The 17,875-nt window shown below is 63.8% G+C and carries 16 protein-coding genes and 1 pseudogene; 9 read left to right on the top strand and 8 right to left on the bottom strand.

The genetic code is table 11. The features are described from left to right. From JHL16_RS35495 to JHL16_RS00375, 6 genes and pseudogenes are all read left to right on the top strand, one after another. A pseudogene (locus JHL16_RS35495) lies at positions 1-531 on the top strand (DNA translocase FtsK 4TM domain-containing protein); the annotation flags it as partial. A 450-nt stretch (positions 532-981) separates the two neighbouring features. Next, the gene (locus JHL16_RS35490) at positions 982-2,568 is read left to right on the top strand and encodes a DNA translocase FtsK (RefSeq protein ID WP_420884506.1); all 1,587 of its coding nucleotides are present in this window, start codon (positions 982-984) and stop codon (positions 2,566-2,568) included. 112 nt (positions 2,569-2,680) lie between these two features. Continuing rightward, entirely contained in the window at positions 2,681-3,334 is a 654-nt protein-coding gene (locus tag JHL16_RS00390; protein ID WP_200182927.1) for an outer-membrane lipoprotein carrier protein LolA, read from the top strand. 362 nt (positions 3,335-3,696) lie between these two features. Continuing rightward, positions 3,697-4,506 carry an exodeoxyribonuclease III gene (locus JHL16_RS00385; RefSeq protein WP_246770711.1) on the top strand — a complete coding sequence of 270 codons (810 nt, stop codon included), beginning with the start codon at positions 3,697-3,699 and terminating at the stop codon, positions 4,504-4,506. A gap of 104 nt (positions 4,507-4,610) precedes the next feature. Continuing rightward, entirely contained in the window at positions 4,611-4,913 is a 303-nt protein-coding gene (locus JHL16_RS00380) for a type II toxin-antitoxin system RelE/ParE family toxin (protein WP_200182925.1), read from the top strand. Then, positions 4,910-5,266 carry an addiction module antidote protein gene (locus tag JHL16_RS00375; protein WP_246770710.1) on the top strand — a complete coding sequence of 119 codons (357 nt, stop codon included), beginning with the start codon at positions 4,910-4,912 and terminating at the stop codon, positions 5,264-5,266. Before JHL16_RS00380 ends, JHL16_RS00375 begins: the two co-directional genes overlap by 4 nt. A 3-nt stretch (positions 5,267-5,269) precedes the next feature. On the opposite strand, the gene JHL16_RS00370 is transcribed toward JHL16_RS00375, so the two are convergent. The 3 genes from JHL16_RS00370 to JHL16_RS00360 all read right to left on the bottom strand — a co-directional run bounded on the left by JHL16_RS00370 (position 5,270) and on the right by JHL16_RS00360 (position 7,666). Further along, positions 5,270-5,746 carry a Crp/Fnr family transcriptional regulator gene (locus JHL16_RS00370; protein ID WP_200182924.1) on the bottom strand — a complete coding sequence of 159 codons (477 nt, stop codon included), beginning with the start codon at positions 5,744-5,746 and terminating at the stop codon, positions 5,270-5,272. A gap of 102 nt (positions 5,747-5,848) precedes the next feature. Continuing rightward, positions 5,849-6,529 (bottom strand): response regulator transcription factor, encoded by a 681-nt coding sequence (locus JHL16_RS00365; protein WP_200182923.1) that lies wholly within the window; start codon positions 6,527-6,529, stop codon positions 5,849-5,851. Positions 6,530-6,961: 432 nt separating this feature from the next. Next, positions 6,962-7,666 (bottom strand): YggS family pyridoxal phosphate-dependent enzyme, encoded by a 705-nt coding sequence (locus JHL16_RS00360; protein WP_200182922.1) that lies wholly within the window; start codon positions 7,664-7,666, stop codon positions 6,962-6,964. 80 nt (positions 7,667-7,746) lie between these two features. Between JHL16_RS00360 and leuS the strand changes: the two genes are divergently transcribed. From leuS to holA, 3 genes are all read left to right on the top strand, one after another. Continuing rightward, positions 7,747-10,353, top strand: coding sequence for a leucine--tRNA ligase (leuS, locus tag JHL16_RS00355; RefSeq protein ID WP_200182921.1), 2,607 nt, complete (start codon positions 7,747-7,749; stop codon positions 10,351-10,353). A gap of 5 nt (positions 10,354-10,358) precedes the next feature. Beyond that, positions 10,359-10,862: an LPS assembly lipoprotein LptE gene (gene lptE, locus JHL16_RS00350; protein ID WP_200182920.1), complete on the top strand. Its 504-nt coding sequence runs from the start codon at positions 10,359-10,361 to the stop codon at positions 10,860-10,862. A 158-nt stretch (positions 10,863-11,020) separates the two neighbouring features. Beyond that, positions 11,021-12,067, top strand: a complete 1,047-nt coding sequence (holA, locus tag JHL16_RS00345) for a DNA polymerase III subunit delta (protein WP_200182919.1) — start codon at positions 11,021-11,023, stop codon at positions 12,065-12,067. 45 nt (positions 12,068-12,112) lie between these two features. Here holA and JHL16_RS00340 read toward each other — a convergent pair whose 3' ends face one another. The 5 genes from JHL16_RS00340 to mnmE form a co-directional block, all read right to left on the bottom strand. Then, positions 12,113-12,991 carry a ParB/RepB/Spo0J family partition protein gene (locus tag JHL16_RS00340; protein ID WP_348647146.1) on the bottom strand — a complete coding sequence of 293 codons (879 nt, stop codon included), beginning with the start codon at positions 12,989-12,991 and terminating at the stop codon, positions 12,113-12,115. A 75-nt stretch (positions 12,992-13,066) separates the two neighbouring features. Further along, a complete protein-coding gene (locus tag JHL16_RS00335) occupies positions 13,067-13,897 on the bottom strand; it encodes a ParA family protein (RefSeq protein WP_348647145.1) in 831 nt (276 codons plus the stop codon). Then, positions 13,884-14,519 carry a 16S rRNA (guanine(527)-N(7))-methyltransferase RsmG gene (rsmG, locus tag JHL16_RS00330; RefSeq protein ID WP_200182918.1) on the bottom strand — a complete coding sequence of 212 codons (636 nt, stop codon included), beginning with the start codon at positions 14,517-14,519 and terminating at the stop codon, positions 13,884-13,886. Before rsmG ends, JHL16_RS00335 begins: the two co-directional genes overlap by 14 nt. Continuing rightward, positions 14,516-16,381, bottom strand: a complete 1,866-nt coding sequence (gene mnmG, locus JHL16_RS00325) for a tRNA uridine-5-carboxymethylaminomethyl(34) synthesis enzyme MnmG (RefSeq protein ID WP_200182917.1) — start codon at positions 16,379-16,381, stop codon at positions 14,516-14,518. The genes rsmG and mnmG overlap by 4 nt, the downstream gene beginning before the upstream one ends. Before the next feature lie 124 nt (positions 16,382-16,505). Continuing rightward, on the bottom strand, positions 16,506-17,831 hold the full coding sequence (mnmE, locus tag JHL16_RS00320; RefSeq protein ID WP_281435967.1) for a tRNA uridine-5-carboxymethylaminomethyl(34) synthesis GTPase MnmE: 1,326 nt from the start codon (positions 17,829-17,831) through the stop codon (positions 16,506-16,508). Positions 17,832-17,875: the final 44 nt, after the last annotated feature.

Below are 17,875 nucleotides of genomic sequence, written 5' to 3'. Positions count from 1 at the left end.
ATGGCGGGCCGGCGCATGGCTATCGAGCATCCAATCGACACGGACGACGGCGCCGTACCGGCGGCCATACGCCGCTTCCTGCGCAACCGCCTGATGGAGTTCATCGGTTTTCTGTGCTTCGCGCTGTGTGCCGGCATCGGCGTGGCGCTCGCCACCTGGTCGCCGACCGATCCGTCCTTGAGCCGCGCCGTCGACGGCGATCCGAGCAATCTTCTCGGCTATCCGGGCGCCGTCATCTCCGACCAGCTGATGCAGATGTTCGGCCTTGGCGTCATCGCGGTGATCGCTTTGCCGCTTTTGTGGAGCATGCGGCTGATGACGCATCGGCCGGTCATCCGCCCGATCCGTTCGTTCTTCGCCTGGATCCTGTTCGTCATCACCTTCTCCGCCTTCCTCGCCATGATGCCGGCGCCTGAAAGCTTCGCGCTCGAAGCGGGCTTCGGCGGCCAGACCGGCGAGGTGTTGAAATCGGCGCTGCTCACGCTGCTCAATCTCGGCTTCAAGGGTTTCTTCGCCTCGCTCGTCGCCGCGGCTCTGTTCGGCTTCGGCGCCGTCCTCACCGGCGCCAATGCGGCGGGCCTCAGCCGCTCCGACGGCGCGTTCTCGGCGGCACTCGGCTATTACATCCGCTGGGCTGCGACGAGCCTGTGGAATCTGCTGCACACTCTCTATCAGCGCTGGCGCATGCATCGCGATCTGAAGGCGCAGGACAAGGCCTTCCAGGCGCGCCAGGTAGCGGCCACGGCGCCGGCCCGCAAGTCAGGGGCGCGCGTCGAGCCGCGTCTCGACGGCAAGGCCGCGAAGAAGGGCAGGGCCGCGGCGCAGGACAAACAGGATAACCCGCCCTGGCTGAAGCTTCCTTCCGCCGAAGCGGAAGACGACGTCGATATCGAGCTGGAAGAGGAAGCCGGCGAAGAGATCGAGGAAGAGGAGGCCGACGACGAAGCCGACGAGACGCCGGCCGCCGCCGCGTCGCGCCGCGTGAGCCCGCGCAACGATCCGGTCATCAAGCAGGCGAAGCCCGGCAAGAAGCAGCGCGCCGCCAGCGAATATGAGCTGCCGCCGCTGACGCTGCTCGCCGAGCCCAAGAAGGTCGGCCGCGCCATCGACCTGTCGCCGGAAACGCTGGAGCAGAATGCCCGCGCCCTTGAAGGCGTGCTCGAGGATTTCGGCGTCCGCGGCCAGATCGTCAATGTGAAGCCCGGCCCCGTCGTGACGCTCTATGAGCTCGAGCCGGCGCCCGGCATCAAGTCGTCGCGCGTCATCAGCCTTGCCGACGACATTGCGCGTTCGATGAGCGCCATCTCGGCCCGCGTCGCGGTGGTGTCGGGTCGCAACGCCATCGGCATCGAATTGCCCAACCCCAAGCGCGAAACGGTGTATCTGCGCGAGCTTCTGGGCTCCGAGGCCTTCGAGAAGACCAATCAGAACCTCGCTATGGCGCTCGGCAAGAATATCGGCGGCGAGCCGGTCTTCGCCGATCTTGCCCGCATGCCGCATCTGCTCATCGCCGGCACCACCGGCTCCGGCAAATCGGTCGGCATCAACACCATGATCCTGTCGCTGCTCTATCGGCATACGCCGGAGCGCTGCAAGCTGATCATGATCGATCCCAAGATGCTCGAGCTTTCGGTCTATGAAGGCATCCCGCATCTGCTCGCCCCCGTCGTCACCGATCCGCGCAAGGCGGTGGTGGCGCTCAAATGGGCGGTGCGCGAGATGGAAGACCGCTATCGCAAGATGTCGAAGGTCGGCGTGCGCAATATCGACGGCTTCAACGCCAGGCTCGAGCAGGCGCGCGAGAAGGGCGAGGCGATGTCGCGCACCGTGCAGACCGGCTTCGATCCCGAGACCGGCGAGCCGATCTTCGAGCGCGAAGAGATGGACATGTCGCCGATGCCCTACATCGTCGTGATCATCGACGAGATGGCCGACCTCATGATGGTGGCGGGCAAGGACATCGAAGGCGCGGTGCAGCGCCTGGCGCAGATGGCGCGCGCCGCCGGCATCCATGTCGTGATGGCCACCCAGCGTCCGTCCGTCGACGTCATCACCGGCACCATCAAGGCGAACTTCCCGACCCGCATCTCCTTCCAGGTGACGTCCAAGATCGACAGCCGCACCATCCTGGGCGAGCAGGGCGCCGAGCAGCTCTTAGGCCAAGGCGACATGCTCTACATGGCGGGCGGCGGTCGCATCTCGCGTCTCCATGGTCCTTTCGTTTCCGACGACGAGGTCGAGAAGATCGTGCGCTCACTCAAGAAGCAGGGCGCCCCCGAATATATCGAGGCGATCACCGAGGAGCCGGACGAGGCCTATGGCGAGCCGGGCTCGGGCGGTGCTGCGGGCGAGGGCGGCGGTTCGGGCGACGATCTTTACGACCAGGCGGTCGCGGTGGTCTTGCGCGACAAGAAGGTGTCCACCAGCTATATCCAACGCCGCCTGCAGATCGGCTACAACAAGGCCGCGAGCCTCATCGAGCGGATGGAGAAGGAAGGCCTGATCTCGTCGGCCAACGCCACCGGCAAGCGCGAAATCCTGGTGCCGGGGGATAGCGCGCGGGATTGAGAAATTGCAAGCGCCGGCAGGCCCCGCGTAAGCCGACGTAGCGAGAATAGCGCCGCAAAAGCGCCCCCTTGTTGGGGGATGAGCGGGGCAAGAAAGACGAAGGGAACCCATCGTGAAGAAGCTCTTCAGCAGGAATTTCATCGGCCTCGCGGCCGCGGCCACCCTCGGCGCCATGATCGCCGTGGCGGGTCCCGCCGGTGCGGCGCGATCCGATGACCTCACCGCCGACCAGTCGGCGAAGGTCAAGGAAGTCGCCGCTTATATCCAGGATTTCCGCACCCTTAAGGGCGAGTTCACGCAGGTGAGCTCGAAAGGCAATGTTTCAAAGGGCGTCTTCATCCTGGCCAAGCCCGGCAAGATGCGCTTTGAATATGCCGCGCCCAATCCCTTCATCATCGTGTCCGACGGCACCTGGGTGACGATCAAGAACCGCGACAAGGAGAAGTTCGAGGAATATCCTTTGTCGCAGACCCCGCTCCGCCTGGTGCTCGACGACGACATCAATCTGCTCAAGGAAGCCAACATCCTGGGCGTCGAAAGCAAGGACGGGCTCACCACCATCACCTTGCAGGATCGCAAGAAGACCGTGCCGGGCCATCTGATCCTGGTCTATGACGACGGCCGCAAGGAGCTCCAGCAATGGGTGGTGGTCGACGGGCAGGGCCGGCGGACCACCGTTTCCCTCGAAAATATCGTTGCCGGCGGCAAGGCCGATCCTAAATTATTTTCAATCCAGGTCCGTCGCCTGAAGGATAAGCGCAACTGAAGTTGTGCAACGCAAACCAGAGGCGGCGTGGATTCCGCGCCGATTCAAGTCCTTAGGCGAAATGTGCAGTTTTTGTGACCGGTTTTCCGGCGTTTCGCCCCCGAAAATATACATATCTGATCCCATGTTTGTGATTGGGCGGAGCATTGAAATCCGGGCACGGACTATCTAATTAGAGGCTGTGCAGCGGGCAACATCCTCATTTACGCCCCCCCGCTTGTAAATGACGGATCTGCTGTACGCGCCGGTTTTCCCCTCCCGGCGCAATTGCGCACGAGGCGCCGGGCGCCCGGACCCCGAACCGGGCGCCCAATTTTTTTGCCCTCTTGCCTGACGCCGGCCCGGCGGGCATGAGGGCCCCCATGAAAAAGCTGAAGATCGCCACCTGGAACATCAATTCCGTGCGCCTGCGCATCGGTCTCGTCTGCCGGCTGCTCAAGGAACATAATCCCGACGTCCTGTGCCTGCAGGAAACCAAGTGCCCGCAAGGCCAGTTTCCCTCCTCGCCCCTGAAGGAGCTGGGCTACACGCACATCGCCGAATCCGGCCAGGCCGGCTATCACGGGGTGGCCATCGTCTCACGCCTGCCGCTCAACCAGATCGCCGTGCGCTCCTTCTGCAAGAAGCAGGACTGCCGGCACATCGCCGCCGTCATCGGCGAGCGCGAGCCGATCATCATCCACAATCTCTATGTGCCGGCCGGCGGCGACGAGCCCGACCGCACCATCAACGAGAAATTCGGCCACAAGCTCGACTTCGTCGCCGAACTCGAGCACTGGTTCGGCAATGGCTCGGTGCCCGAGAAACATCACGGCATCGTCGTCGGCGACCTCAATATCGCGCCGCTCGAAAACGACGTCTGGTCGCATAAGCAGCTGCTCAAGATCGTCAGCCACACGCCGGTCGAGACGACCGGCCTCACCGCCGCGCAGAAGGCCGGCAACTGGGTCGATCTGATCCGCCAGCACATCCCGCCGGAGGAGAAGGTCTATACCTGGTGGAGCTACCGCGCCCATGACTGGGAATTGTCGAACCGCGGCCGCCGCCTGGACCACATCTGGGCGACCCCCGATCTCGCCCGCCGCAGCAACGGCATCGAGATCCTGCGCGAGGCGCGGGGCTGGACGCAGCCTTCCGACCACGTTCCGGTGATGGCGACGCTGAAGTTTTAGGGCGAGATCTCGCGCGCCGTCGAAACGCTGGGAGGGCCGCGCAATTCGCTGCCAACTGTAATATTTAGTTGACACATAGTAATATTTAACCTACAACGACCAATATGGCTCGGCACGTCAACACCGAAGCTTTCGACAACTGGTTGAGCAACCTGAAGGATCGCAAAGCTTCGGCGCGGATCGTCGCCCGCCTGATCAAGTTCGAGTCGACAGGCCACGCTGGCGACACCAAGCCGGTCGGCAATGGCGTCATGGAGATGCGCTTCGATCTCGGCCCCGGCTATCGGGTCTACTACATCGTCCTGAAGGATACCGTTATTCTCTTGGGCGGCGATAAGTCGACCCAGACCGCTGATATTGCGAAGGCGAAGAAGTTTGCCATCTATTGGAAGGACCGACTGGAATGAGCAAGGCAAACACCGAAATGCCGGCCGGCGCCGCTCTTTCTCCCTTTGACGCCGCCAAGTATCTCCGTACCCCGGAGGAGATTGCGACGTTCCTGGAGGCCGTCTTCGAGGACTATGACGGCGATACCCGTGTTATCGTCAAGGCGCTCGGCACCGTTGCCAAGGCTCAGGGCATGCCCAATGTGGCCAAGGCGACTGGCCTCAGCCGTGAGGGGCTCTACCAAGCGTTGTCCGGCAAGGGCAATCCGAGCTTTGACACGATGCTCAAGGTCATGAGCGCTGTGGGTGTTGAACTACGGCCGAAACCAAAGGCCGCGAAGCGTGCAAAGCTGCGCGCCAGGAAGGCCGCCTGAAAGTCACCCGCGCGGGAACGAGCCGGCGCTTTCGAAGAGATGGCGGACCCGATCGAACTCGCTGACCGAGCCGGCGAGCTTGCGCGACAAAGCCGACATGACATGGCTGCCGAAATCGGGAAACTCGCCGACCACGCGCATGAACATGTCGCGGCTGATACGGGTGGCGGCGACATCGGTCTTGGCCGTCACATTCAGCGAATAGGGCAGGCCGGCGATCATCGCGAGCTCGCCCAGAAAGGCGCCGGGCCCGGCCATCGCCACCGGTATGCGCTGCTCGCCCTGGCCGGCCCAGACCTCCGCTTCGCCGCTGAGAATCAGAAACGCCGTGGCGCCCTTGCCGCCGACCTGGAAAACATCCTCGCCCGCGGCGAATTGGGCCCGTTCGCTGGCGAAGGCCATGACCTGCAGATGCGCCGGATCACACTCCGCGAAGAGTGGAATGTGCCTCAAGCTTTCGGCATTTGACCTGACGCTCATGACCGGCGCGCTTCCCCTATGCGCGAATCGTCCCCGTTCCCTCACTACCACGTTGGCCGAATCAAGGGAAAAGTCCCTGTGGAAACAGGAACCGTAAGCGGTCTAGGGAACCAGCTTATAGCCGCCGGCTTCGGTCACCAGGATCTCGGCATGCGAGGGGTCGCGTTCGATCTTCTGGCGCAAGCGGTAGATATGGGTCTCGAGCGTATGAGTGGTGACCCCGGCATTGTAGCCCCACACATCATGGAGCAGCGTGTCGCGCCCGATGACCTGCTCGCCGGCCCGGTAGAGGAACTTGATGATCGCGGTTTCCTTTTCGGTGAGCCGGATCTTCTTGGCGTCGTCGCGCACCAGCAGCTTGGCCGAGGGCTTGAACGTATAGGGCCCGACCCGGAACACCGCATCCTCGCTCTGCTCGTGCTGGCGCAGATGCGCCCTGATGCGGGCGAGCAGCACGCCGAAGCGGAACGGCTTGGTGACATAATCGTTGGCGCCGGCATCGAGGCCGAGGATCGTATCGGAATCGGAGGTCTGGGCGGTCAGCATGATGACCGGGCCCTTATGGCCGTTGCGCCGCATTGCCTTGCAGGCCTCGCGCCCGTCCATATCGGGCAAATTGACGTCGAGGAGCACGACATCGGCGGGTTCGGCCTTGAGTTGCTTGAGGCCGGCCGTTGCGGTGGGCGCATCGCTCACCACGAATTCCTCCTGCAGAGCGAATTGCTCCTTCAGCGTGTCGCGCAAGACATCATCGTCGTCGATGATGAGAATGCGTATGACCATGCTCGTACCTGCCATGCCTCTATAGTGCTCCAGTCCTGGCGCGCATTGCGGTGAAAGAGATTCGCGCCAGCTCAATATGGGGGCAGATCCTCATCGCCAAAGTCTTCAACTTTGACGGGATTTGCTCCCTTTGGTGTTTTAAGGGGCTGATCCCCTGTTGAAAAGCCCCGCGTCCTGTGGTGAACCGCCTCCTCCCACGGCATCACAAGAATTACGCGCCGCCCCGCCATTGCGTTTCATGGCGCCCGATGACGGCTGGTGTGACGCGGCCGACGATCGTCAAATTACCCTACGGAGCCAACCACGAGGAGCTGTGGCGCATAGACCAGATGCCACGCGTTACAGGCCTTGGTAGTGCCGGTGTTTTCCATCTGTCCGACCCCGATGGCGGCCCTACCGCCGCCTATGCCGCCGTCACACCGCGAGATCTGATCACGCGAGCTTCTTGAAGCGCTCGCCGAAAATGGCCGAGCCGACGCGCACATGGGTGGCGCCGAAGCGGATGGCCGTTTCGAAATCGGCGCTCATGCCCATGCTGAGCTGCTTCAGGCCGTTGCGCTTGGCGATCGTCTCAAGCAGCGCGAAATGGAGCGCCGGCTCCTCATCGGCGGGCGGGATGCACATGAGGCCCGCGATCTTGAGCCCATAGGTGTCGCGGCATGCGGCGATGAAGCGGTCGGCCTCCCTGGGCCGGATTCCGGCTTTCTGCTCTTCCTCGCCGGTGTTGATCTCCACGAAGAGGTCGGGCTGCCGGCCCTGGCGCTGGATCTCGTCGGCCAGGACGCGGGCGAGCTTTTCGCGGTCGAGGGTCTGGATGCAGTCGAACAGCGCCACCGCCTCGGCCGCCTTGTTGGACTGGAGCGGGCCGATCAGATGCAGCGTGATGCCGGCGAAGCGGGATTTGAGCTCCGGCCATTTGGCCTTGCTTTCCTGGACCCGGTTTTCGCCGAAGACGCGCTGGCCGGCCTCGATGACGGGCTCGATTGCCGCGGGCTCGAAGGTCTTGCTGACCGCGACCAGGGTGATGTCGGCTAGCGGGCGGCCGGCTTCCGCTGCGGCGGCGGCGATGCGCTGGCGCACATCGGTGAGGCCGGGATGGGGAGGAAGGACGTCGAGATGGGCGGGATGACGGCTCATGGCGTGGCGATATACGCGGCTTGCGGGGCTTTGCAAGTGCTGGTACTTCCAACGCGTTTAACCGCTAAGTGGACCCGATTTTGAGCACCGAACGTTATAATCCGCGCGACACCGAACCGCGCTGGCAGCAGGCCTGGACCGACGCCCGAGCTTTCGAGGCGCGCCACGACCCGGCGCGGCCGAAATATTACGTGCTCGAAATGTTTCCCTATCCCTCCGGCCGCATCCATATGGGCCATGTGCGCAACTACACGATGGGCGATGTGCTCGCGCGGTTCCGGCGCGCCGTGGGCTACAATGTGCTGCATCCGATGGGCTGGGACGCCTTCGGCATGCCGGCCGAGAACGCCGCCATCGAGCGCGGCGTGCATCCGAAGTCCTGGACCTACGACAATATCGCCGCCATGCGCGACCAGCTCAAATCGCTGGGCCTGGCGCTGGACTGGAGCCGCGAGATCGCCACTTGCGATCCCTCCTACTACCGCCACGAGCAGGAGATGTTCATCGATTTCATGAAGGCCGGGCTCGTCGAGCGCAAGGTCTCCATGGTCAACTGGGATCCGGTCGACCAGACCGTGCTCGCCAATGAGCAGGTCATCGACGGACGCGGCTGGCGTTCCGGCGCCCTCGTCGAGAAGCGCGAGCTCGCCCAGTGGTTCCTGAAGATCTCGGATTATTCGGAAGAGCTGCTGAAAGCCCTGGACGGCCTCACCAACTGGCCGGAGAAGGTGCGCCTGATGCAGGCCAACTGGATCGGCCGCTCGGAGGGCATGCGGTTCTCCTTCGTGCTCGAGGACGAGACCGGCAAGGTGCGCGACGAAAAGCTCACCGTCTACACCACCCGCCATGACACCATCTTCGGCGCGAGCTTCTGCGCGCTCTCGGCCGATCATCCTTTGGTGCGCGAGCTGGAAGGCTCAATTGTCGGCCTGGCCGAGTTCCGCCGCGAAGTGGCGGCCTTGGGCACCAGCGAGGAATCGATCGAGCGCGCCGAGAAGAAGGGCTTCCCGCTCAAGCTCTATGCCCGCCATCCGTTCCGCCCCGATGTGAAGCTCCCCGTTTATGCCGCCAATTTCGTGCTGATGGGATATGGCGAGGGCGCCATTTTCGGCTGCCCGGCGCATGACCAGCGCGACCTCGACTTCGCCCGCAAATACCAGCTGCCGGTCATTCCGGTGGTGGCGCCGAAGGGAACCGACCCGGCGCAATTCACCGTCGGTAACGAGGCGTTCCTGGAGAAGGAAGGCGATCAGACCGTCCTGATCAACTCTGATTTCCTCGATGGCATGGGCGTGCCCGAAGCCAAGCAGACGATCGCCAAGCGCATGGAAGCGTTGGGCATCGGCGAGCGCAAGGTGAATTACCGCCTGCGCGACTGGGGCGTGTCACGCCAGCGCTACTGGGGCTGTCCGATCCCGGTCATCCATTGCATCACTTGCGGTGTCGTGCCGGTCCGCAAGCAGGATCTGCCGGTGACGCTGCCCGAGGATGTCACCTTCGACAGACCGGGCAATCCCTTGATGCATCACCCGAGCTGGAAGGACACGACCTGTCCGACCTGCGGCGGGAAGGCCAAGCGCGAGACCGACACTTTCGACACCTTCATCGACTCCTCCTGGTATTTCGCACGCTTCTGCTCGCCCAAGGCCGCGGTGCCGGTCGATCGCGAGGAAGCGAAATACTGGATGGCGGTCGATCAGTATATCGGCGGCGTCGAGCATGCGATCCTGCATCTGCTCTATTCGCGCTTCTATGCGCGCGCCATGACGCTGACCGGCCATCTCGACCTGAAGGAGCCCTTCGCCAGCCTGTTCACGCAAGGCATGGTGGTGCACGAGACCTACAAGACCGAAGCCGGCGACTGGGTGTTGCCGGCCGACGTCGTGCGCGAGGGTGATGCGTTCGTCCACGCCAAGACCGGTGAGAAGATCCTGACCGGTGGCATCGAGAAGATGTCGAAATCGAAGAAGAACGTGGTCGATCCGGAAGCCATCATCGACCGTTACGGCGCCGACACGGCGCGCTGGTTCGTGCTGTCCGATACGCCGCCCGAGCGCGACATCGAATGGACGGAGACCGGCGTCGAGGGCGCCTGGCGTTTCACCCAGCGCGTCTGGCGCATTGTGGCGGATGTCCAACAGAAGGGCGCCGTCAAGGGCACCGTCGTTCCCAATGCGGTCGCGGGTGAGGCGCTCGAGCTGCGCCGCGCCGCGCATCTGGCGATCCAGGCGGTCACCGAGGATCTCTATGGCCTGCGGTTCAACCGCGGCATCGCGCGCGTCTACGAGCTCGCCAATGCCCTGACATCGGCGTTGCAGAAGAACGACCCGTCCGACGGCATGCGGTTCGCGCTGCGCGAGGCGGGCGAGGCCTTCGTCACCTTGCTGGCGCCGATGATGCCGCATCTGGCCGAGGAATGCTGGCGGGTGCTGGGGCACGAAACCTTGATGGTCGACCGTCCCTGGCCCAAGGCCGACCCGGCCTTGACCACGTCCGATGAGGTAACCATTGCCGTCCAGGTCAACGGGAAAAGGCGGGATGAAATTCGCTTGCCGAAAGGCCTGCCGCAAGCGAAAGTGGAGCAGGCGGTCCTGGCGCTCGACAATGTCAAGCGGGCGCTCGACGGTAAGCCGGTCAGAAAGGTCGTCGTCGTGCCGGATCGTATTGCCAATGTGGTGAGCGGTTGAATCCCATGAAATCCTGGCGGATCCTGGCCATTGTCCCGTTGCTGGTGCTGCTCGGCGCCTGCGGTATGCGGCCGCTTTACGGCACCGACGGCGTATCCTCGGGCGTCGCCGGCCAGCTCGCTTCGGTGGCCATCCCCGAGCCCAAGACGCGCCTCGACCAGATCGTCCGCAACGAGCTGCTCTCGACCATGCGCCCGGCCGGCACCGCCGAACCCGACCGCTATTCGCTTGAGATCGTGACCAAGGCCAGCGAAGACCGCTCGATCGAGGATTCTTCGGATTCCCGTTCCGCCCGGCGTTCGACGGTGAGGGTGACGGCGAGCTTCCAGCTCAAGGACATGAATGGCGGCACGGTCGTCTATAAGGGCAAGACCTTCTCCAACGTCTCTTATGACGATGTCGGCCAGTCCTTCTCCAATATGCAGGCGCGCACCAATGCGATCGAGCGCGGCGCCAAGGAAATCGCCCTCGACATCCGCACCCGGGTCGCCGCGCATTTCGCGCGTTAGCTTTGAGATTTGCATGGGTGATCGGGCAAAAACCCTCACCCTGAGGTGCGAGCGAAGCGAGCCTCGAAGGGTGGCAAGCGGCACGACCTTTGTTCCTGGATCATGCTTCGAGGGCCGCTTCGTGGCCACCTCAGCATGAGGGTATTGATGGTGAAGTCATGGCACTTCTGAAATGGGCCGGCCTTGACGGGTTTCTGCGCCGCGATGCCGAGAAAGCATCCGCGGTCTTGATCTATGGCCCGGATGGCGGCACGGTGCGGGAGCGCGCCCGCCAGCTCGTGATATCCATCGCCGGCAGCATCGATGATCCCTTTGCGGTGGTCCGGCTCGATGATGCCGATCTCGCCGGCGATCCGGCCCGGCTCGTCGATGAGACGCAGGCTCTCTCCTTCGGCGGCGGCCGCCGCGTCGTCTGGGTGGAGAATGCCGGCAGCGGCTTCCTCAAGGCGGTGCCGCTGCTGAGTCCGGACAAGCCCGGCAATCTCATCGTCGCCGAAGCCGGCGCGCTCGCCAAATCGGCGGGGTTGCGCGCCATGTTCGAGCCGGCGGCGCATCTGTGGGCGGTGCCCTGTTATGAGGATTCGGCCATCGATCTCGAGCGCCTCATCGCCGAGGAGCTCGACGCCAAGGGCCTCTCGACCGACATGGAGGTCCGCCAGGCGCTGATTGATCTGCTCGGCGCCGATCGCCGCATGTCGCGCCAGGAGCTCGCCAAGCTGGCGCTTTATTGCCATGGCAAGACGCAGGTGACGCTCGCCGATGTCGAGGCGGTGTGCGGCGATGTGGCGGAGCTGTCGGCGGACGATCTCATGAACGCCGTGTTCGACGGCCAGCTCGCCGCGGCCGATGAGGCTTTCATGCGCTTGCGCGATTCAGGCCAGAGCGGCGCCGGGCTGCTCATCATGGCGGCCAGTCATGCCGCGCGCCTCACCCGGCTGCGTGTCGACGTCGAGCGCGGCAAGTCGCCCGAAATGGCGGTGCGCCAGGCGCGCCCGCCGGTTTTCTTCAAGCAGCAGCCGGTGCTGCAGCGCCAGGTGTCGCTCTGGGATGGCGAGTCGCTGCTCGCCGCGTCCGACATGATCGGCCGGGCGACACGCGATACCCGCACCACGACCTTGTCGGCGCTCAACGATCAGATCACCCACCGCGCCTTCTTGTCATTGGCGCGACTGGCGTTGCAGCAGCGCCACAATGCTCGGGATTAGCCGCTATTTTACTGGTTAAAACGACGGCAGTCCGTATACGGATGATTATGGCGCCCTGACCAAGCGGTTGCAGACATCGTCGAGCTGCTCGAGCGTCTTGTAGCGTACCGTCAGCGTGCCGCCGGCGCGGCCCTTGTTGACGATTTCGACCTTGAGGCCGAGCAGCTCGCCGAGCTGCTTTTCGAGCGCCAGCGTATCGGTGTCCTTCTGCGCCTTGGCGGTGCTGGGGGGCTTGCCCTTGGCTTCCGCTTCGCTGCGCGACAGGCCTTCCGCCTCGCGCACCGTCATGCCGAGCTCGATGATCTTCTCGGCCAGCGCCTGCGGTGAATCGGTGGCGACGAGGGCGCGCGCATGGCCGGCGGTGAGCGCGCCGTCCTCGATATGGCGGCGGACACTTTCGGGCAGCGTCAACAGGCGGATCGTGTTGGCGACATGGCTGCGGCTCTTGCCGACCGAATCGGCAAGCTGCTGCTGGGTGTAGCTGAACTGATCCATCAGCTGCTGATAGGCACGGGCTTCCTCGAGCGCGTTGAGATCGGCGCGCTGGATATTTTCGATGAGCGCGATCTCCAGCGCCTCGCCATCGGTGAGGCTGCGGATCAGCACCGGCACTTCGTGGATGCCGGCGCGTTGCGCCGCCCGCCAGCGCCGCTCGCCGGCGACGATCTCATATTCGCCATTGTCGCGCTGGCGCACGACCAGAGGCTGCAGAAGGCCCTTGTCGCGAATGGAGCGCGTCAAGTCCTCGAGATCGGCATCGGCGAAATGCTTGCGCGGGTTATTGGGGTTGGCATGCAGGAATTCGATCGGCACATGGCGGAAGCTGCGCGCATCCTCCATCACCGCTTCTTCTGTTGTGTCATCGCCGATGAGGGCGGCGAGGCCGCGGCCGAGCCGGCGTTTCTGAGGTTGTGTCATCATCATCTTTTGGCGCCCCTAATCGCGCGAATCACAAGGTTAACAAGACCTTAACAGAGTTTGTTGCGGTAACGAATCGGTTCACGCGGCGCGCAGGTCCCGCTCGCGGCGGATGACTTCCGAGGCGAGCCTGATATAGGCCTGGGAACCGGCGCATTCATGGTCGTAGAGCAGCACCGGCTTGCCATGCGAGGGCGCTTCCGAGACGCGGACATTGCGCGGTATGACCGTCTGGTAGACCTTATCGCCGAGCACGCTGCGCACATCCTGCGCCACCTGCTCCGACAATGAATTGCGCCGGTCGAACATGGTGAGCACCACGCCCTGGACCGACAGCTTCGGATTGAGGCTGCCCTTCACCCGGTCGACCGTCTTGAGCAGCTGGCTCAAGCCTTCCAGCGCGAAGAACTCGCATTGCAGCGGCACCAGGATGGCATCGGCGGCCGACAGCGCGTTGATGGTGAGGAGATTGAGCGAGGGCGGGCAGTCGGCCAGAATATAGCTGTAGCGCCGGGCGATGGGATTTGCCTCCAGCCGCTGGATGGCGTCGGCCAGCCGGTAGGTCTTGCGGCTGATTTCAGAAAGTTCGAGCTCGGCGCCGAGCAAATCCATGGTCGAGGGCGCGCAATCGAGCCTCGGTATGCCCGAGCTGACGATGACGTCGGTGAGCTCCGCCTCGCCCATCAGCACGTGATAGGTCGAGCGTTGTTGCGGCCGGCGCATCACGCCGAGGCCGGTCGAGGCGTTGCCTTGCGGGTCGAGATCGACGATCAGCACGCTCTCGCCGACGGCGGCGAGCGCCGTGCCGAGATTGATGGCCGTCGTCGTTTTGCCCACGCCGCCCTTTTGGTTGGCGAGCGCCAGGATGCGTGGGGTGGATGTCTGCGGCAGCAGCTTTTCAGCGACGGACACGGTGGGCCTCCTTCACCACGAGAATCACACCGCGGGAATCGGTGAGGCTCGGATGTTTTTCAACTTGCATTTTCCAAGATTTGGTGGCGTCGGTCAATTCCGCATCCACATCTTGTCCCTTGTGAAAATAACCTATAGCGCCATTTTCCAGGAAAGGGTGGGCATAATCGAGAAGTTTCGGCAACGGCGCCAAGGCCCGCGCGGTCACCGCCCCGACCTTCAGCCTGGCCGCCTCCCCTTCCGCCGCCGCTTCGATCCGGGCGCTGTGAATATGAGCCTGGGCGCCGGTCTGGCGGGCGGCTTCGCGCAGAAAGGCCCCCTTTTTCTGGTTGCTTTCGAAGAGATGGGCTTCCAGCGGCCGGGCGAGGGCGAGGACGAGCCCCGGTATGCCCGCCCCGCTACCGAGATCGGCGATCCGGCTGAGGCCTTCCGGCAGATAGGGCAAGAGCTGCAGCGCGTCGGCGACGTGCCGGCTCCAGACGTCTTCCTGGGTCGAGGGACCGATGAGGTTGATCCGCGCCTGCCAGGTGAGCAGAAGGCTCACATAAAGGTCGAGTTTCGCAGCTGATTCACGTGAAACACCGAACCGGTCGAGGACGGCTTCCCGGCCGGGCGCGCTCACGCGCTTTCCTTGAGCGTGTAACGGCGGACATGACCGAGTATGGCGGTGAGCGCTGCCGGGGTCATGCCGTCAATGCGCTGGGCCTGACCGAGCGACTGTGGCCGTACCCGGTTGAGCTTCTGGCGGAGTTCCGCCGACAGCGACGGGATGGCCGCGTAGTCGAGCGTGGCCGGCAAAGTCAGACTCTCGTCCCGGCGCAGCGCCACGATATCGGCCTCCTGGCGCGCCAGGTAACCCGAATAGAGCGCATCGGCTTCCAGAGCTTCGCGGGCATAGCGGGGCAGGCTCACGAAATCCGGCCACAGGGCCGCGACCCGGTCATATCCGACACCAGGCGCCGCGATGAGATCGAGCGCGGTGCGCCGCTTGCCGTCCTGATTGACCTTGAGCCCGGCTTTGGCGGCCTCGGCTGAGGTCATTGAGAGGTTTCCTGCCATGTCCCGCGCTTTGGCGAGCACGTCCAGGCGATCACCGAAGATCCCGGCTCGTTCCGGCCCGACAAGCCCGAGTTCCAGGCCACGCGGTGTCAGGCGCTCATCGGCATTGTCGGCCCTGAGGCTCAGGCGGTACTCGGCGCGCGAGGTGAACATGCGGTAGGGCTCGGTGACGCCCTTGGTGACGAGATCGTCGATCATCACGCCCAGATAGGCCTGGGCCCGGTCGAAGATGACGGGCTCCAGCCCCGCGACCTGGCGGGCCGCATTGAGGCCGGCGACGAGGCCTTGCGCGGCGGCTTCCTCATAGCCGGTGGTACCGTTGATCTGGCCGGCGAGGAACAGGCCGGGCAGGGCTTTGGTTTCGAGCGCCGGGGTGAGCTCGCGCGGATCGACATGGTCATATTCGATGGCATAGCCGGGGCGGATGACCCGCACCTGCTCGAGGCCCGGTATGGTCTTCAGGAAAACGTGCTGCACGTCTTCCGGCAGCGAGGTCGAGACGCCGTTCGGGTAGACGGTGTCGTCATCGAGGCCTTCCGGCTCGAGGAAGATCTGATGCGCCGAACGATCACGGAAACGGTTGATCTTATCCTCGATCGACGGGCAGTAGCGCGGGCCGACGCTTTCGATCTGGCCCGAATACATCGGGCTCAGATGCAGATTGTCGGCGATGATGCGGTGCGTCGCCTCATTCGTCTCGGTGATGTGGCAGGAGACCTGCGGCGTGGTGATCTGGGTGGTGAGGATCGAAAAGGCGGCCGGATCGTCGTCACCCTTCTGCTCCTCGAGTCTGGCCCAGTCGATGCTGCGTCCGTCGAGCCGCGCCGGTGTGCCGGTCTTGAGCCGGCCGAGCTTCAATCCGGCGTCGCGCATCTGCTGCGACAGGCCGAGCGCCGGCGGCTCGCCGACGCGGCCGGCGGGGATTTTCTTCGGACCGAGGTGAATAAGGCCATTGAGGAAGGTGCCGGTGGTCAGCACCACGGCACCGGCGGTGAAGCGGCGGCCGTCTTCGCTCACAATGCCGCAGACGCGGCCGTCTTCGAGAATGAGGGCAGAGACGCCGGCTTCGATGACGGACAGATTCGTCTGTGCGCGGATCGCCGCCTGCATCGCCAGGCGATAGAGCTTGCGGTCGGCTTGTGCGCGCGGTCCCCGTACGGCGGGACCTTTCGAGCGATTGAGGAGACGGAACTGGATGCCGGCCTGATCGGCGACGCGTCCCATCACGCCATCGAGCGCATCGATCTCGCGCACCAGATGGCCTTTGCCGAGGCCACCGATCGCCGGATTGCATGACATTTCGCCGATCGTGGCGAAGCGATGAGTCACCAGCGCGGTCTTGGCGCCAAGGCGCGCGGCCGCCGCCGCGGCTTCGCAGCCGGCATGTCCGCCGCCGACAATGATGACATCGAAATGCGTGCTCATGCGCCGCTCAATACTTAATCCCGTGCTAAAGGTCAAAACTCATCCACCGGTTTCACGTGAAACAAGGTTAAGCGAAACTTCGCGTGACTCATCCGTAGCTTAGAGGGCGAATCGAATTAACGATTCATTTACCGATGCAGAAGTCGCGGAAAATCGAGTCGAGAATGTCCTCGACATCGATACGTCCCGTCAATCTGCCCATGTCGTAAGCCGCCGCACGTAAGGATTCGGCCATCAACTCGAGATGATCCGCCGACTGAGCAGATGCGCGCAGAAGATTTTCCACGCACGAGCTGCTGATCTGCTTATGACGGCTCCGAATCAACACCGCCGACTCGGCGTGGGCCGCCATCCGCAAGACGCGCTCTTCCAAGGCGGCGAAGAACCCGGCCATACCTTCGCCGGTTTTGGCCGAAATCCGGTATTGCGCGCCTGTCCCCTCGGGTGAGTTCCCGGCCAGATCGCTCTTGTTCTCGATCCATAACGTCTCCGAATCGAGCTCCGCAGGCGGACCGGACCGGTCCTCCGGAGCACTTATCCAGACCACGATATCGGCACTGGCGAGTTCCCGGCTGGTCCGGTCCATGCCGATCCGCTCGATTTCGTCCTCGGTCTCCGGCCGCAAACCCGCCGTATCGGTCAGGATGACCGGCACGCCTGAGAACTCCATCGTCACTTCGATCACGTCACGGGTGGTTCCCGGTATGGCCGACACGATGGCGGCCTCGCGCTGGGCCAGCCGGTTGAGCAGGCTGGACTTGCCGACATTGGGGGATCCCGCCAGGACGACCTTGAGCCCATCCCGCAGGGAGGCTGCCCGGTCAGCCTCGGCCAGGGCTGTCCGCATCCGGGAAATGAGATCATCAAGGCGCCGCCGGACATCCTCGACCGTCGCTTGGGCGACATCGGCCTCATCGGCGAAATCCACCGCCGCCTCGACCCGGCCCAGTGTGGCGATGAGGTCGCGGCGCCAGCCCTCGATCACTTGTGAGGCGCCACCCAACGCATGATGGAGCGCCTGCTTGCGCTGTCTTTCGGTTCGGGCCCGAATCAAATCCCCGACGCCTTCCGCCGCCACCAGATCCATCCGGTCATTGCGGAAGGCCCGCTTGGTGAACTCACCCGGTTCCGCCAGCCGGAGTCCGGCCATACCACTCAGCACATCGAGCATCGCCCGGACCACCGCCAGGCTGCCATGCAGATGGAATTCAGCGACATCCTCCCCAGTGAAGCTATGGGGGCCGGGGAAGGTAACCAGCAGCCCGTCATCCAGGGCTTCCCGGGTGTCGGGATGACGGAAGGTCCGCCGCACCGCCTTGCGCGGCGCGGGTAGGACTCCAGTCAGACTCGTAACGGTTGCAAAAGCAGCTTTGCCGCTCAGCCGGATGACCGCGATACCGGCCATTCCGCTGCCGGAAGAAAGTGCGAATATGGTACTACTTTCACTCATTTCGGATTCGAATCGACACTATTGCCTTCCGGCTGGTTTTCCTT

The sequence above is a fragment of the Taklimakanibacter albus genome, from assembly GCF_016595235.1.
GTDB lineage: Bacteria > Pseudomonadota > Alphaproteobacteria > Rhizobiales > Aestuariivirgaceae > Taklimakanibacter > Taklimakanibacter albus.
The sequence above is the reverse complement of the archived record's forward strand: the minus strand, read 5'-3'. Positions and strand labels throughout refer to the sequence as shown.